Origin of the sequence: Inhella sp., from assembly GCF_041912635.1 — a bacterium.
Lineage (GTDB): Bacteria > Pseudomonadota > Gammaproteobacteria > Burkholderiales > Burkholderiaceae_C > Inhella.
The window spans coordinates 82999-97658 of sequence record NZ_JAYRMO010000018.1; the positions used below are offsets into that span (position 1 = coordinate 82999).

Genomic DNA, 14660 nt, shown 5'->3' on the forward strand with positions numbered 1-14660 from the left:
CCTACTCCCGGTGATAGGGGTGACCGGCCGTTATCGACCAGGCGCGGTACAGCCCCTCGACGAGCAGCACGCGCGCCAGCGCATGCGGCAGGGTCAGGTCAGAGAGGCGCAGGCGTTCGTCGGCCGCGGCACGCAGTTCGGGGTCCAGGCCGTCAGGCCCACCCATGTACAGCACCACGTCGCGGCCATCGAGCTTCCAGCGCTCCAGGCGCTCGGCCAGTTGCAGGCTGCTGAGGCGCTCACCGCGCTCGTCCAGCACCACGCGGCGGGCGCCGCGCGGCGTGGCTTCCTGCAGGCGCTGGGCTTCGGCGGCCATCATTTGCGCGGCCGTCTTGCCGGTGCTGCGGGCCTCGGCCTTCACGGTCTTGAGCTGCAGCGGCAGATCAGGCGGAAAGCGCTTGACGAAGTCGGCGGTGGCCTCGTCGGCCCAGGCAGGCAGGCGCTGCCCGACCGCCAACAACAGGAGCTGCACTTAGCGGGCGGCCTTCTTGACCGCTGGCTTCTTGACCGCCGCCTTCTTGGCCGGAGCGGCCGGCTTCGCCGCTGCAACCTTGCGGGCCGGTGCGGCCTTCTTCGGCGCGGCGGCCGGCTTGGCGGCCGCGGGCCTGGGCGCGGCGGCCTTCTTGGCGGGGGCCGCCTTCTTGGCCGGTGCGGACTTGACCGCAGCCGCCCTCTTGGCCGGTGCCGCCTTCTTGGCCGGTGCCGCCTTCTTGGCCGCCACGGGCTTGCTGGCGGCCGTCTTGCGGGCCGGCGCGGCGGCGCCCTGAGCCGGTGCCGCGGCCTTTCTCGGCGCGGGCTTGCGGGCCGGTGCCTTGCGCGGCGCCGCCTTCTTGGCAGCGGCCTCCGCCGCAGCGGCGGCCTTTTCCTTGCGCGTCTTGGGCAGGGCCACGGGTTCGTTCTTCAGCGCCTCGGCCGCGCTGCCGGAACGGCGCGAGGGCGCGCTGGCCTTGCGCTTGGGGGCCGCTTTTTTGGCGGGCGCGCTGTCTTCGCTGGCCTTGGGCAGGCTCTTGGCCGCACCCAGCTTCATGTTGACCGGCTTCTCGCCCCAGATCTCTTCGAGGTGGTAGTAGTCGCGGATCTGCGGCTGCATCACATGCACCACGGCCGCGCCGCAGTCCACGATGATCCATTCGCCGTTTTCCTCGCCTTCGGTGCGCATGACGTCGAAACCGGCGCCCTTGACGGCTTCACGCACGCTGCTGGCCAGGGCCTTGGTTTGCCGGTTGCTGCTGCCGCTGGCCACGACGACGCGCTCGAACAGCGGCGACAGGTGCTCGGTGTTGAAGACCTGGATGTTCTGTGCCTTGACGTCTTCGAGACCGTCGACGATGGCCCGCTGCAGCTTGCGAATGTCCATGGGTGTTGCGGCTTCAGGCGCCGTAGAGATGGTGATGGGCAATATAGCCGGCCACATCCGGGCCGACCATGGGGGAGATGTCCGCCCCGCGCGCGCAGTCGGCGCGCAAGGCGGTGGCGCTGATGCGGTCGGCCGGCAGGGCCAGCTGCACGCTGCGGTGCGCAGGGAGCGCCGGATCCGGGTGCGGCAGCTGGCCCGCACGGCCGGCCACGGCCAGGGTGCAGCGCTGCAGCAGCTCGGGCCAGCGCTTCCAGCTGCTGAACTTTTCGTACTGGTCCTGACCGATGACCAGGAACCACTCGGCACCGGGATGCTGCGCCTGCAAGTGCTCCAGGGTGGCGATGCTGGTGCTCGGCTCGGCGCGCTCGGCCTCCCAGGCCGACACCTGCACACGCGGCAGGTCCTGCAGCAGCAGGCGGGTCATGGTCAGGCGGTGCTCGGCCGGTGCGAGTGCGCTGCCGGCCTTCTGCCAGGGCTGGCCGGCGGGCATCACGATCAGCTCGTCCAGTGCCAGCTGTTCGATGGCCAGCTGCGCGAGCGCGCGGTGCGCGCGGTGCGGGGGGTTGAAGCTGCCGCCGAACAGCCCGAACTTCATAACCACAGGGCGGTGGGCTTCGCGTTCAGCCAGTCGCGCGGCGGCAGGAAGTCGCTGTACAGGCGCGCCTCCGGCGTGCCGGCCTCGGGCTCCCACTGGTAGCGCCAGTTCGCCACCGGCGGCATGGAAAGCAGGATGGACTCGGTGCGGCCGCCGGACTGCAGCCCAAACAGGGTGCCGCGGTCCCACACCAGGTTGAACTCGACGTAACGGCCGCGCCGGTAGGCCTGGAAGTCGCGCTGGCGCTGCTCGTAGGCATAGCCCTGGCGGCGCTCAACGATCGGGGCGTAGGCCTGCAGGAAGGCGTCGCCGACGCGCTGCATCAGCGCGAAGCCGGCGTCGAAGCCGCCCTCTTCGAAGTCGTCGTAGAAGATGCCGCCGATGCCACGCGCCTCGTTGCGGTGCTTGAGGAAGAAATACTCGTCGCAGGCCGGCTTGAAGCGGGCATACAGCTCGGGGCCGACGGCCTCTTGGCAGACGCGGTGGAAGTGCTGGGCGTCGCGCTCGAAGCCGTAGTAGGGCGTCAGGTCCATGCCGCCGCCGAACCAGCTCGCCGCCTGGCCCTGCTCGGGCTGGGCCGTCAGCATGCGCACGTTCAGGTGCACGGTGGGCACGAAGGGGTTGTGCGGGTGGATCACCAGGCTCACGCCCAGGGCCTCGAAGGGCGCGCCGGCCAGGTGCGGCCGCGCCGCCGTGGCCGAGGGCGGCAGCACGCGGCCCTTCACGTGGCTGAACAGCACCGCCGCGCGCTCGAACACCGGCCCGCCTTCGAGCATGCGCGACAGGCCGTCGCCCTCCAGCCGGCCGCCGGGCTCGCGCTGCCAGGGGTCGGCCGCGAAGGGCGTGCCATCCAGGGCTTCGAGGCCGCTGACGATGCGCTGCTGCAGATCCAGCAGGTAGCTGCGGACCAGGAGGGTGCTGGGGCTCATGATTTCAGTCGGATGGGGCTGGCGAGTTCGGGCTTGAAGCCCTTTTTGTCGCCCAGCACGGCCTGGAAGGCGGAGAAGTCGCGCTCCACCTCACCGCTGGGGAGCAGGAAGGTGGTGATGCCGAAGGTCTTGCTGGGGACGTCGAAGTAGGCCAGGCCCACCGGCAGCTGCGCCTGGACAGCCACCTGATAGGCGCCGCTGCGCCAACCCGGCACGTAGGAGCGCGTGCCCTCAGGGGCCACGGCGAGCCAGAAGTACTCGTCCCGCGCCTTGGCCGCCTGCACCTGCGCCACGGTGGCACCCACCAGACCCTTGGGGTTCTTGCGGTCCACCGGGATGCCGCCGATCCAGCGCGCCCAGGCGCCGATGAGCGGGATCTTGAACAGGCTGTCCTTGCCCCAGTAGCGCACCGGCACCCCGAGCGCCCACTTGACCAGCACGCCGACGATGAAGTCCCAGTTCGAGGTGTGCGGATAGACGAGCACCACGCCCTGCCGGGCCGGAAAGCCCTCAAACAGCACCCGCCAGCCGAACAGGCCCAGCAGGCCGCGCGCCAGCGCGCTGCCGCGCGGCTTCAGGTCCGGGCGCGGCGGCAGGCTGGGGAGCGGGGCATGCAGGCTCACTTGCGTGAAATCGCCCGGTGGCCGATGTCCTTGCGGTACTGCACACCGTCGAAACGGATGGGCTCCAGCAGCTCATAGGCCCGCTGCTGCGCCACGCGCACCGACTCACCCAGCGCCGTGGCGCACAGCACCCGGCCACCGTTGCTGACGAGCTGGCCCTTGTCGTTCGCCGCCGTGCCGGCGTGGAAGACCATCGCGTCGTCCTGGTCGTCAGGCAGACCGCTGATGACGTCGCCCTTGCGCGGGTTCATCGGGTAGCCATGGGCGGCCAGCACCACGCCCAGCGCGGCGCGGCGGTCCCAAGCCAGCTCCTGCTCCATCAAGCGACCGTCGGTGGCAGCGTAGAGCAGCTCGAACAGATCGCTTTTCAGGCGCATCAGGATCGGCTGGGTCTCGGGGTCGCCCAGGCGGGCGTTGAACTCGATCGTGTAGGGGCGGCCCTCGGCGTCGATCATCAGACCGGCGTACAGGAAGCCGGTGAAGGGCACGCCGTCCTTGGCCATGCCGGCAATGGTGGGACCGATGATTTCGTGCATCGCCTTGGCATGCACGTTCGGCGTCACCACCGGCGCCGGCGAGTAGGCGCCCATGCCGCCGGTGTTGGGGCCTTCGTCGCCGTCCAGCAGCCGTTTGTGGTCCTGGCTGGTGGCCAGGGCCTGCACGTTCACGCCGTCGCTGATGACGATGAAACTGGCTTCCTCGCCCTGCAGGAACTGCTCGATGACGACGCGCGCGCCCTCGACGTTGTGCGTCACGCCCAGGCTGTTGTCGCGCAGGATCATGTCGATGGCGGCGTGCGCCTCTTCCAGCGTCATCGCCACCACCACGCCCTTGCCGGCGGCCAGGCCGTCGGCCTTGATGACGATGGGCGCGCCCTGCTCGTTCACATAGGCGTGCGCGGCGTTGGCGTCGCTGAAGGTCTGGTAGCGCGCCGTCGGGATGCCGTGGCGTGCCATGAAGTCCTTGGCAAAGGCCTTGGAGCTTTCCAGCTGCGCGGCCGCCTTGGTGGGGCCAAAGATGCGCAAGCCGCGGCCGCGGAAGATGTCCACCACACCGGCGGCCAGCGGGGCCTCGGGGCCGACCACCGTGAGGGCGATCTTGTTGGCTTCGGCCCAGTCGGCCAGTTCGTGCGGGTTGGTCAGCGCGACGTTCTTCAGCCGCGCATCGCGCAGGGTGCCGCCATTGCCCGGGGCCACGTAGACCTGGCTGACGCGCTGGCCCTGGGCCAGCTTCCAGGCCAGCGCGTGTTCGCGGCCGCCGTTGCCAATGACGAGTACTTTCATGCTCAGCCCAAGTCCAATTCGGCGTTGTGGAAGACGTTCTGCACGTCGTCCAGGTCTTCGATCATGTCCAGCAGCTTCTGCATGCGCTGGGCGTCATCGCCGGCCAGGGCGATGGTGTTCTCGGCACGCATCGTCACCTCGGCCACCTCGGCCTTGAACCCCTTGGCTTCGAGGGCGTTGCGCACGGCCTCGAAGTCGGTCGGGCTGGTCAGCACCTCGATGGCACCGTCGTCATCGGTGATGACGTCCTCGGCGCCGGCATCGAGCGCGGCCTCCATCAGCGCATCCTCCAGGGTGCCGGGGGCGAAGATCAGCTGGCCGCAGTGCTTGAACTGGAAGGCCACCGAGCCCTCGGTACCCAGGTTGCCGCCGTATTTGCTGAAGGCGTGCCGGACCTCGGCCACGGTGCGCACGCGGTTGTCGGTCATCGTGTCCACGATGATGGCCGCGCCGCCGATGCCATAGCCCTCATAGCGGATTTCCTCGTAGGTCACGCCCTCGAGGTTGCCGGTGGCCTTGTCGACATTGCGCTTGATGTTGTCGGCCGGCATGTTGGCAGCCTTGGCCTTCTCAATCGCCAGGCGCAGGCGCGGGTTCATGGCGATGTCGCCACCGCCGCTGCGCGCCGCGACGATGATTTCGCGCGTCAGCCGGGTCCAGACCTTGCCCCGCTTCTCGTCCTGACGACCCTTGCGGTGCTGGATGTTCGCCCATTTGGAATGTCCGGCCATAGACGTGCTCGCTCGCTGCGCTGGTTTCTAGAAAGGGGCGGGATTCTACGGGGCGGGCTCTCGCTAGACTCGGCCGGTCCCCCCATCCAGCTGCCTCCACCATGGCCGACCCCATCCTGCTTGCCCGCCACGGCGACACCGTTTGTGAACTGCTGCCCCAGTTGGCCAACCGCCACGGGCTGATCACCGGCGCCACCGGCACGGGCAAGACCATCACGCTGCAGAAGCTGGCCGAAAGCTTCAGCCAGATCGGCGTGCCCGTCTTCATGGCCGATGTGAAGGGCGACCTGACAGGCATCAGCCAGGCGGGCGCGCCGAGCGAAAAGCTGCTGGCGGTACTGAAGGAGCGTGGCATCGAGCCGCCGGCCCCGCTGCGCTGCCCCACCACGCTTTGGGACGTGTTCGGCAAGGCCGGTCACCCGGTACGCGCCACGGTGAGCGACATGGGCCCGCTGCTGCTGGCCCGCATGCTGGCGCTGAACGAGACCCAGGCCGGCGTGCTGCAGATGGTGTTCAAGATCGCCGACGACGCCGGGCTGCTGCTGCTGGACCTGAAGGACCTGCGCGCCATGCTCCAGCATGTGGGCGACAACGCCAGCCAGTTCACCACCCAGTACGGCAACGTCAGCGCGGCCTCGGTGGGCGCCATCCAGCGCGGCCTGCTGCAGATCGAGGCCCAGGGCGGCGAAGACTTCTTCGGCGAGCCCATGCTCAACATCGCCGACTTCATGCAGACCGAAGGGGGCCAGGGCGTCATCAACATCCTCGCGGCCGATCAGCTGATGACGGCGCCGCGCCTGTACGCCACCTTCCTGCTCTGGCTGCTGAGCGAACTGTTCGAGACCCTGCCCGAGGTGGGCGACCTCGACAAGCCCAAGCTGGTGTTCTTCTTCGACGAGGCGCACCTGCTCTTCAAGGACGCGCCCGAGGCCTTGGTCGAGCGCATCGAATTGGTGGTGCGTCTGGTGCGCAGCAAGGGTGTGGGCGTGTACTTCGTGACGCAGAACCCGCTCGACATCCCCGACACCGTGCTGGGCCAGCTGGGCAACCGCGTGCAGCACGCGCTGCGCGCCTTCACCCCGCGCGACCAGAAGGCCGTGCGCAGCGCCGCCGAAACCATGCGGCCCAAGCCGGGGCTGGACATCGAAGCCGCCATCACCGAACTGGGCGTGGGCGAGGCTCTGGTCAGCCTGCTCGACCCCAAGGGCCGGCCCAGCATCACCGAGCGCGTGTTCGTGCTGCCGCCGGGCAGCCGCATCGGCCCGGTGACGCCGGCCGAGCGTCAGGCGCTGCTGGCCGGCTCGCTGGTGGCCGGCGTGTACGACAAGGCCATCGACCGCGAATCGGCCTACGAGAAGCTGAGCGGCCGCATGCAGCAATCCACCCAGCCCGCCCCGACGCCAACGAACGGTGGCGGCCTGGCCGACGAAGCCAGGCTGCCCCAGCCCGCCCCGGCCGAGGACGAAGGCGGCGGCCTGATGGGCAGCTTGAAGGACATGCTGTTCGGCAGCACCGGTCCGCGCGGCGGCAAGCGCGAGGGCCTGGCCGAGGCGGCCGCCAAGTCGGCACTGCGCTCGATCGGCTCCTCGGTAGGCCGCGAAATCGCCCGCGGCGTGCTGGGCAGCCTGCTGGGCGGCGGCGGCAAGCGCCGCCGTTGATTTCGCCCCTGCCACCACTGGCGCCCGCGTTGCTCCAACCATCGCGCCCGTCTGGCCGGAGGGCAGTGCGCGCGTCAGCATGCCGACCATGAACACCACTTCAATCCCCGTGCGCGGCTGGCGCCAGAACCTGGGCCGCGACCTGACCGCCACCCTGATCGTGTGCCTGCTGGTGGGCTTGCTGATGACGATGATCACCGGCCGCCGCCTGGTCGGCCACCTGATCTATTCCTTCGCCATCGGCACGCAGATTTCGCTGTACATCATGCTGCTGCAGCATGGGGTGTGCGCCTGGCTGCGGCGGCGCCGGCCGGACGACCCCAAGCTACGGGCCGGCTGGCCGGGCATGGCCTGGATGACGCCGGTCGTCATCGTGGGTGCCCTGGCGGGCTACAGCGGAGGCACCTGGCTGGCCGACCAGTTCACCGGCCGGCGCAGCAGCCAGCTGTGGGAAGTGGGCGCCCTGGGCTTTTTGATGACGGCCGGCTTCATCCTGACCATCTCGGCCCTGGTCACGATGTACTACCACTCGGTCGAGAAGGCCCGACAGGCGCAGCTGGAAGCCGAACGCGCCCAGCGCCAGGCCGCCGAGGCCCAGCTGACCCTGCTGCAAAGCCAGCTCGAACCCCACATGCTGTTCAACACGCTGGCGCATCTGCGCGTGCTGATCAAGCTGCGGCCCGACGACGCCCAGCAGATGCTCGATCAGCTGATCGCCTACCTGCGCGCCACCCTGCAAGCCAGCCGCGCCGAATCCCACAGCCTTCGCGCGGAGTTCGAGCGCCTGCGCGACTACCTGGCCCTGATGCAGGTGCGCATGGGCAGCCGCCTGCGCGTGGAGCTGAACCTGCCCGAGGAACTGGCCGAGTTGCAGCTACCTCCGCTGCTCTTGCAGCCCCTGGTGGAAAACGCCATCAAGCATGGCTTGGAGCCGGCACTGGAGGGTGGGCTGCTGCGCGTCAGCGCGCGCCGGCAAGGCCAGAGTCTGGTGCTGCGTGTGGAAGACAGCGGCGTGGGCCTGGGCGCCGCGCCGGCCAGCGAGGGCACCGGCTTTGGCGTCAGCCAGGTGCGCGAGCGCCTGCAGACCCGCTATGGCGCGGCCGCGCAGTTCCGCCTGCAGGCCCTGCCCCCCCACGGCACTCTGGCCGAACTGGAGATTCCCCTATGAGCAACAACCCACGCGCGCTGATTGCCGAAGACGAAACCCTGCTGGGCGAGCACCTGCGTGCCGAGCTGCAGGCCCTGTGGCCCGAGCTGCAGGTGCTGGGCATCGCCCCCCATGGCGCGGCGGCGGTGGAGCAGACCCTGCGCCTGCAGCCGGACATCGTGTTCCTGGACATCCGCATGCCCGGCATGAGCGGCCTGGAGGCGGCCGAGGCTCTGGCCGAGGACTGGAGCTTCGACACCCCGCCGCCGCTGATCGTCTTCGTCACCGCCTACGACGAATACGCGCTGCGCGCCTTCGAGGCCGCCGCGCTCGACTACGTGCTCAAGCCCGTGCAGAGCGCACGCCTGGCCCAGACGGTGGCGCGCCTGCAGACCGCGCTGCAGGGCCGGCAGCCCAGCGGCGACCCGCTGGACGGCCTGCGCCAGCTGCTGCTGCAGGGCGGGCTGGGCGCCCCGGCGGCGACCGCGCCACGCCTGCGCCATCTGCAGGCCGCCGTCGGGCAGAGCATCGAGCTGGTGCCGGTGGAGCGCCTGATCTACCTGGAGGCGGCCGACAAGTACGTGCGCGCCGTCACTGCCGCGCAGGAGTACTGGGTGCGCGTCTCGCTGCGCGAGCTGCTGCCCCAGCTCGACCCCGAGCGCTTCTGGCAGGTGCACCGCAGCACGGTGGTGAATATCGACGCCGTGGCGCGCGTGTTCAAGCAGGAAAACGGCCAGGCCCAGCTGGAACTGCACGAGCGTCCGGAAAAGCTGACCGTGAGCCGCGTGCACGCGCAGCGCTTCAAGGCGCTCTAGGGCCCGGCGCAGCCCCTCCTTAGAATCGGCGCCCCCTATTGCGAACCGGGCCGCTGCGGCGGCCCTCGTTGTTTTCCGCCATGAGCTCCACGCCCGAGACCCCGACCCCCGGCCACAACTTCCTGCGCGCCATCATCGAGCGCGACCTGGAGCAATGGAGCCAGGGCCAGGGCCCCGAGCGCCGCTTTGGCGGCAGCCCGGGCGATGCCGCCCACCACGCGGCCGGTGCGCCGGACCCGGCCAAGATCCGCACGCGCTTCCCGCCCGAACCGAACGGCTATCTGCATATCGGCCACGCCAAGAGCATCTGCCTGAACTTCGGCCTGGCGCGCGACTACGGCGGCGCCGCCCATCTGCGCTTCGACGACACCAACCCCGAGAAGGAAGAGCAGGAATACGTCGACGCCATCAAGGAGATGGTGACCTGGCTGGGCTGGAGCTGGGAGCATGCCGGCCAGACGCACCTCTACCAGGCGAGCGATTACTTCGGCTTCATGTACCGCGCCGCCGAGGCGCTGATCGAGGCCGGCTTGGCCTATGTAGACGAGCAATCGCCCGAAGACATGCGCAAGAACCGCGGCGACTTCACCACGCCCGGTGTCAACAGCCCCTGGCGCGAACGCAGCCCGGCCGACAACCTGGCGCGCTTTCGTGAGATGCGCGACGGCAAGCACCCCGATGGCGCGATGGTGCTGCGGGCCAAGATCGACATGGCCAGCCCCAACATCAATCTGCGCGACCCGGCGCTGTACCGCATCAAGCATGCGGAACACCACGCCACCGGCAACACCTGGTGCATCTACCCGATGTACACCTTCGCGCACCCGATCGAGGACGCGCTGGAGCGCATCACCCACTCCATCTGCACGCTGGAATTCGAAGACCAGCGCCCCTTCTACGACTGGCTGCTGGAGCACCTGGCCGAGCTCGGCCTCCTGGCCCGCCCGCTGCCGCACCAGTACGAGTTCGGCCGCCTGAACCTGAGCTATGTCGTCACCAGCAAGCGCAAGCTCAAGCAACTGGTGGATGACCAGCATGTCTGGGGCTGGGACGACCCGCGCATGCCCACCCTGGTTGGTATGCGCCGCCGCGGCTACACGCCCGAGTCGATCCGCGCCATGGTGGAAGGCAGCGGCACCACCAAGACCAACAACTGGCTGGACTACAGCGTGCTGGAAGGCTGCCTGCGCGCCGACCTGGAAGGCCGCGCGCCGCGCGCCATGGCCGTGCTGGAGCCGCTGAAGCTGGAGCTGGTGAACTACGCCGAGGTATTCGGCTCCACCGACTTCCGTGACCCCTGCAGCGCCCCGGCCCACCCGCACCACCCCGAGCTGGGTGAGCGCCGCTTCTCCTTCGGGCCAGAACTGTGGATCGAGCGCGAGGACTTCGCCGAAGTGCCGCCCAAGGGCTACCACCGCCTCTTCCTCGGCAACAAGGTGCGCCTGAAGGCCGGCCATGTGGTCGAGTGCATCGGCTGCACCAAGAACGAGGCAGGCGAGATCGTCGCCGTGCAGGCCAAGGTCGTGCCCGACACCAAGAGCGGCACGCCGGGGGCCGATGCGATCAAGGTCAAGGGCGTTATCACCTGGGTGGCCGCGCACGAAGCCGTGCCGGCTGAAGTCAGGCTCTTCGACCGCCTGTTCAAGGACCCGCAGCCCGACGCCGGCGGCAAGGACTTCCTCGAAGCCCTGAACCCCGAGTCGCTGCGCGTGGTGCAGGGTTTCGTCGAGCCTGCGCTGGCCCAGGCCGCGGCCGCCAGTCATTGGCAGTTCGAGCGCCACGGCTACTTCGTGGCCGACCGCAAGGACCATCAGGCGGGCAAGGCGGTGTTCAACCGCACCGCCACGCTGAAGGACAGCTGGGGCAAGTAAGGGGGGCCCTGGCACAGCCGGGGCAAAAGCTGGCATCGTTGGGGTCTACACCGCCTCGCACCCCGCCATGCCCTCACTCGCCGCCGACTTCCTCAGTGACGCGCTGCAGCTGGTGGCCCAGCTGCGCGGCCCGGCCCTGCTGCTGGACCTGGAAGGCCGCGTGCGTGCCTGGAACGCGGCGCTGGAAACCCTGAGCGGCGAAAGCGCCTCGGCCGTGCTGGGCCGTCGCGTGGCCGAACTGGCCGACCCCAGCCTGCCAGCCGCCGCCGAGGCCTGGCGCCGGCGCTTGCTGGAAGACGCGCAGGCCGCCCCGCCGGAGGACCTGCGTTGCTGGTTCTTCCTGCCGCGCCGCCGGCTCGAGCGCTTCCTGCTGATCGAGCTCAGCACCCTGCGCGATGGCGCGGGCCGCCCCTGCGCCCTGCTGCAGACGCTGGCGGACATCACCCGCCACGAGCAGGCCAACCAGCGCTTCCAGCGCATCTTCGAGTCCTCGCCCGATCCGGTCTGGATCATCGAGAACAACACCTTCGTCAATTGCAATGACGCCGCGGTGGCCATGCTGGGCTATGCCAGCCGCGACGCGCTGCTGAACACCCACCCCTCCGAGCTCTCACCCAGCCACCAGCCCTGCGGCCTGGACAGCTTCAGCAAGGCCGAGCAGATGATGGCGCTGGCCACCGCGCACGGCCTGCACCGCTTCGAGTGGGTGCACAAGCGCGCCGACGGCTCGCTGTTCGACGCCGAAGTGACGCTCTCGCGCATGGAGATCGGTGGCCGCCACGCCATCTACTGCACCTGGCGCGACATCACCGAGCGCAAGCGCGCCGAGGCCACGGTGCGGCTCTACGCCACCGTGTTCCAGCACAGCGGCGAGGCCATCCTCATTACCGATGCCGACAACCGCATCGTCGCCATCAACGATGCGATGGTGCGCATGACCGGCTACACGATGGATGAGCTGCGCGGCCAGAACCCGCGCCTGCTCTCGGCTGGCCAGACGCCTACCCAGACCTACGAGGCACTGTGGACTGCGCTGCGCGGCCCGGGCTACTGGCAGGGCGAGCTCTGGGACCGGCGCAAGGACGGCACGGTGTTCGCGAAATGGGCCGCCATCAGCGCCTGCACCGATCGCGACGGCCGCGTGCAGAACTACGTCGCCAGCTACACCGACATCAGCGAGCGCAAGGAGGCCGAGGCGCGCATCCACTACCAGGCCAGCCACGACGCGCTGACCGGCCTGCTGAACCGCCACAGCCTGGAGCTGCGCCTGGAACAGGCGCTGGCCAGCGCGAACCGCCAGGGCCATGAGCTGGCCGTGGTCTTCCTGGACCTGGACCGCTTCAAGACCATCAACGACAGCCTCGGCCACCATGCCGGCGATCAGGTGCTGGTGGAGGTGGCCCGGCGCCTGCGCGGGCTGCTGCGCGAGGCCGACATCGTGGCCCGGCTGGGTGGCGACGAGTTCATCGCCGTGCTCAGCGAGATCGAGCACCGTGACGCCACCACCCTGGTGTGCGAGAAGCTGCGCGAGACCCTTAGCGAGCCCTACGAGGCCGGCGGCCGCACGCTGACGCTCACGCCCAGCATTGGCGTCAGCCGCTACCCGCACGATGCCGGCACCCCCGAGGGCCTGATGCGCCAGGCCGATGCGGCCATGTACCACGCCAAGGCCAGCGGTCGCAACAACACCCAGTTCTACCGGCCCGAGCTGACCGACAGCGGCACCGAGCGCCTGGAGCTGGAGCGCGACCTGCGCCGGGCGCTGGCGGCACGCCAGTTCGAGCTGCACTACCAGCCCCTGGTCCAGGCCGACGACGGCCGGCTGCAGGGCATGGAGGCCTTGCTGCGCTGGCACCACCCGCAGCGCGGGCTGGTGTCGCCGCTGGACTTCATCCCGCTGGCCGAGGAACTGGGCTGCATCGAAAGCATCGGCGCCTGGGTGCTGGACGAAGCCTGCCGCCAGCTGGCCGGCTGGCGCCAGGCGGGCGTCGGGCCGCAGCGCATCGGCGTCAATGTCTCGGTGCACCAGCTGCGTTCGACCGGCCTGCCCGGCCATGTGCAGCTGTGCCTGCAGCGCCACGGCCTGCCGGCCGATGGCCTGGTGCTGGAGATCACCGAATCCGCCGCCATGGCGCAGCCCGAGCAGTCGATCCGCTGCCTGCAGGCCCTGCGTGTCCTGGGCGTCAATCTGTCGATCGACGACTTCGGCACCGGCTACTCCTCACTCGCCTATCTGAAGCTGCTGCCCATCCAGAGCCTGAAGCTGGACCGCAGCTTCGTGCGCGACCTGGAGCGCGACGACAACGACGCCGCCATCTGCGCCGCCACGCTGGCGCTGGCCCGCACGCTGGGCTTGCGCTCGGTGGCCGAGGGTGTCGAGACCGAGGGGCAGCGCCGCTTCCTGGTGGCGCAGGGCTGCACGCTGCTGCAGGGCTATCTGTTCGGCCGCCCCGAGCCGGCCGCGCACTGGACCGCGCGGTGGCGCGCCGCGCCGGACGCCGCCTGAGACTCAGCAGGCGCAGGCGATGCCGATGGCCTGACCCTGCATCGAACCCGGCTCCAGCCCGCTGGCCAGCGGGTGGCCGTCGCGCTTCCAGAAGTCCAGCCCGCCCAGCATCTCCTTGACCTGGAAGCCCAGGCTGGCCAGCTTGAACGCGCCCTTGGTGGAGCCGTTGCAGCCGATGCCGTCGCAGTAGGTGATGTAGACCTTGCGCCGGTCCAGGCCCGCGGTGCTGGCCGGGTTCATGTCGCGGTGGCGCAGGTTCAGGGCGCCGGGCACATGGCCGGTGGCGTACTGCTCGGGGCTGCGGGTGTCGATGACGACGATCTGCCCGAGCCCGGCGCTCAGGTCCTCGGCCACGTCCCAGGCGTCGGCGTGGAAGCGCAGCTTGGCCTGCAGGTAGGCGGCGGTCTCGGCGGGGTCGGCGGGGGGAAAGCTCAGGACGCTGCTCATGGGGCGCTCCGGGTTGCGATGCGCTCACTGTAGGCAGCGCGGAAGCGATCGGGCAGACCACTTTGGCATACGCTGGGCAGACCACTTTGCGACACTCGCGCGCATGCCCGCCTCGCGCCTGTGGATCCAACGCTTCGACCGCGCCGCTCGCCCCGACCTGAACCTGCGCGAGCAGCTGTGCCAGATGCTGCGGCGCGCGGCCCGCAGCGCCCGCGCCCCCGAGCGCCTGCCCTCCACGCGTGCGCTGGCGGCCGACCTCGGGCTGGCGCGCGACACCGTCGAGCAGGCCTACCAGCAGCTCGCCGCCGAGGGCCTGCTGCAGCGCCGCCAGGGCAGCGGCAGCCAGCTGCTGCCGGCGGCCCGGCCTGCGCCGGCCCGCGCCGGGCTCAGCCGCCCCGCCCTGCTCTCGGCGCGCGGCCAGCAGGTGCTGCAGATCGGTGCCTGCCAGGACCCGCTCGCCCCGCTGCCCTTCGCCGCCGGCAGCCCGGACCTGCGCGACTTCCCCTGGCCCCTCTGGCAGCGCCTGGCGCGGCGGCGCGAGCGTGACGCCATCAGTCTGGGCCGCTACCAGCCCCCCCAGGGGAGGCCCGCGCTGCGCCAGCTGCTGGCCGCCCACCTGGCCGTGGGGGGGGGCCCGGGCGCCCCCCCCCCCCACGGGCGGGGGGGCCCCCCCCCCCCCCCCGCCCCGCAGAGGCGGG

14 protein-coding genes are annotated in these 14660 nt (G+C 70.2%); 6 read left to right on the forward strand and 8 right to left on the reverse strand.

Annotated features, from left to right (window positions below):
- Nucleotide 1: 1 nt before the first annotated feature.
- The 7 genes from rlmH to ACE3QP_RS12335 are packed head-to-tail and all read right to left on the reverse strand — an operon-like array spanning nt 2 to nt 5518.
- Complete coding sequence (gene rlmH, locus ACE3QP_RS12305; RefSeq protein WP_374436436.1) at nt 2-472, reverse strand: 23S rRNA (pseudouridine(1915)-N(3))-methyltransferase RlmH; 471 nt, start codon at nt 470-472, stop codon at nt 2-4.
- Nucleotides 473-1393 (reverse strand): ribosome silencing factor, encoded by a 921-nt coding sequence (rsfS, locus tag ACE3QP_RS12310; RefSeq protein ID WP_374436465.1) that lies wholly within the window; start codon nt 1391-1393, stop codon nt 473-475.
- Complete coding sequence (nadD, locus tag ACE3QP_RS12315) at nt 1371-1952, reverse strand: nicotinate (nicotinamide) nucleotide adenylyltransferase (protein WP_374436437.1); 582 nt, start codon at nt 1950-1952, stop codon at nt 1371-1373. The genes rsfS and nadD overlap by 23 nt, the downstream gene beginning before the upstream one ends.
- Nucleotides 1949-2881 (reverse strand): oxygen-dependent coproporphyrinogen oxidase, encoded by a 933-nt coding sequence (gene hemF / locus ACE3QP_RS12320; protein ID WP_374436439.1) that lies wholly within the window; start codon nt 2879-2881, stop codon nt 1949-1951. The genes nadD and hemF overlap by 4 nt, the downstream gene beginning before the upstream one ends.
- The gene (locus ACE3QP_RS12325; RefSeq protein ID WP_374436441.1) at nt 2878-3504 is read right to left on the reverse strand and encodes a 1-acyl-sn-glycerol-3-phosphate acyltransferase; all 627 of its coding nucleotides are present in this window, start codon (nt 3502-3504) and stop codon (nt 2878-2880) included. The genes hemF and ACE3QP_RS12325 overlap by 4 nt, the downstream gene beginning before the upstream one ends.
- Complete coding sequence (purD, locus tag ACE3QP_RS12330; protein ID WP_374436443.1) at nt 3501-4787, reverse strand: phosphoribosylamine--glycine ligase; 1287 nt, start codon at nt 4785-4787, stop codon at nt 3501-3503. The genes ACE3QP_RS12325 and purD overlap by 4 nt, the downstream gene beginning before the upstream one ends.
- A gap of 2 nt (nt 4788-4789) precedes the next feature.
- Nucleotides 4790-5518: a YebC/PmpR family DNA-binding transcriptional regulator gene (locus ACE3QP_RS12335; RefSeq protein WP_374436445.1), complete on the reverse strand. Its 729-nt coding sequence runs from the start codon at nt 5516-5518 to the stop codon at nt 4790-4792.
- A 101-nt stretch (nt 5519-5619) separates the two neighbouring features.
- On the opposite strand from ACE3QP_RS12335, the gene ACE3QP_RS12340 reads away from it, so the two are divergent.
- The 5 genes from ACE3QP_RS12340 (at nt 5620) to ACE3QP_RS12360 (ending at nt 13515) form a co-directional block, all read left to right on the forward strand.
- Nucleotides 5620-7176 carry a helicase HerA-like domain-containing protein gene (locus ACE3QP_RS12340; protein WP_374436447.1) on the forward strand — a complete coding sequence of 519 codons (1557 nt, stop codon included), beginning with the start codon at nt 5620-5622 and terminating at the stop codon, nt 7174-7176.
- A gap of 88 nt (nt 7177-7264) precedes the next feature.
- Nucleotides 7265-8344: a sensor histidine kinase gene (locus ACE3QP_RS12345; protein WP_374436449.1), complete on the forward strand. Its 1080-nt coding sequence runs from the start codon at nt 7265-7267 to the stop codon at nt 8342-8344.
- On the forward strand, nt 8341-9138 hold the full coding sequence (locus tag ACE3QP_RS12350; RefSeq protein WP_374436451.1) for a LytR/AlgR family response regulator transcription factor: 798 nt from the start codon (nt 8341-8343) through the stop codon (nt 9136-9138). Before ACE3QP_RS12345 ends, ACE3QP_RS12350 begins: the two co-directional genes overlap by 4 nt.
- Nucleotides 9139-9218: 80 nt before the next feature.
- Nucleotides 9219-11009, forward strand: a complete 1791-nt coding sequence (locus ACE3QP_RS12355) for a glutamine--tRNA ligase/YqeY domain fusion protein (protein ID WP_374436452.1) — start codon at nt 9219-9221, stop codon at nt 11007-11009.
- A gap of 67 nt (nt 11010-11076) precedes the next feature.
- The gene (locus ACE3QP_RS12360) at nt 11077-13515 is read left to right on the forward strand and encodes an EAL domain-containing protein (protein ID WP_374436454.1); all 2439 of its coding nucleotides are present in this window, start codon (nt 11077-11079) and stop codon (nt 13513-13515) included.
- 3 nt (nt 13516-13518) lie between these two features.
- Here the strand turns inward: ACE3QP_RS12360 and ACE3QP_RS12365 are convergent, their stop codons facing one another.
- The gene (locus ACE3QP_RS12365) at nt 13519-13962 is read right to left on the reverse strand and encodes a rhodanese-like domain-containing protein (protein ID WP_374436456.1); all 444 of its coding nucleotides are present in this window, start codon (nt 13960-13962) and stop codon (nt 13519-13521) included.
- 103 nt (nt 13963-14065) lie between these two features.
- Between ACE3QP_RS12365 and ACE3QP_RS12370 the strand changes: the two genes are divergently transcribed.
- On the forward strand, nt 14066-14660 hold a 595-nt coding region (locus ACE3QP_RS12370; protein WP_374436458.1), incomplete at its 3' end, for a GntR family transcriptional regulator.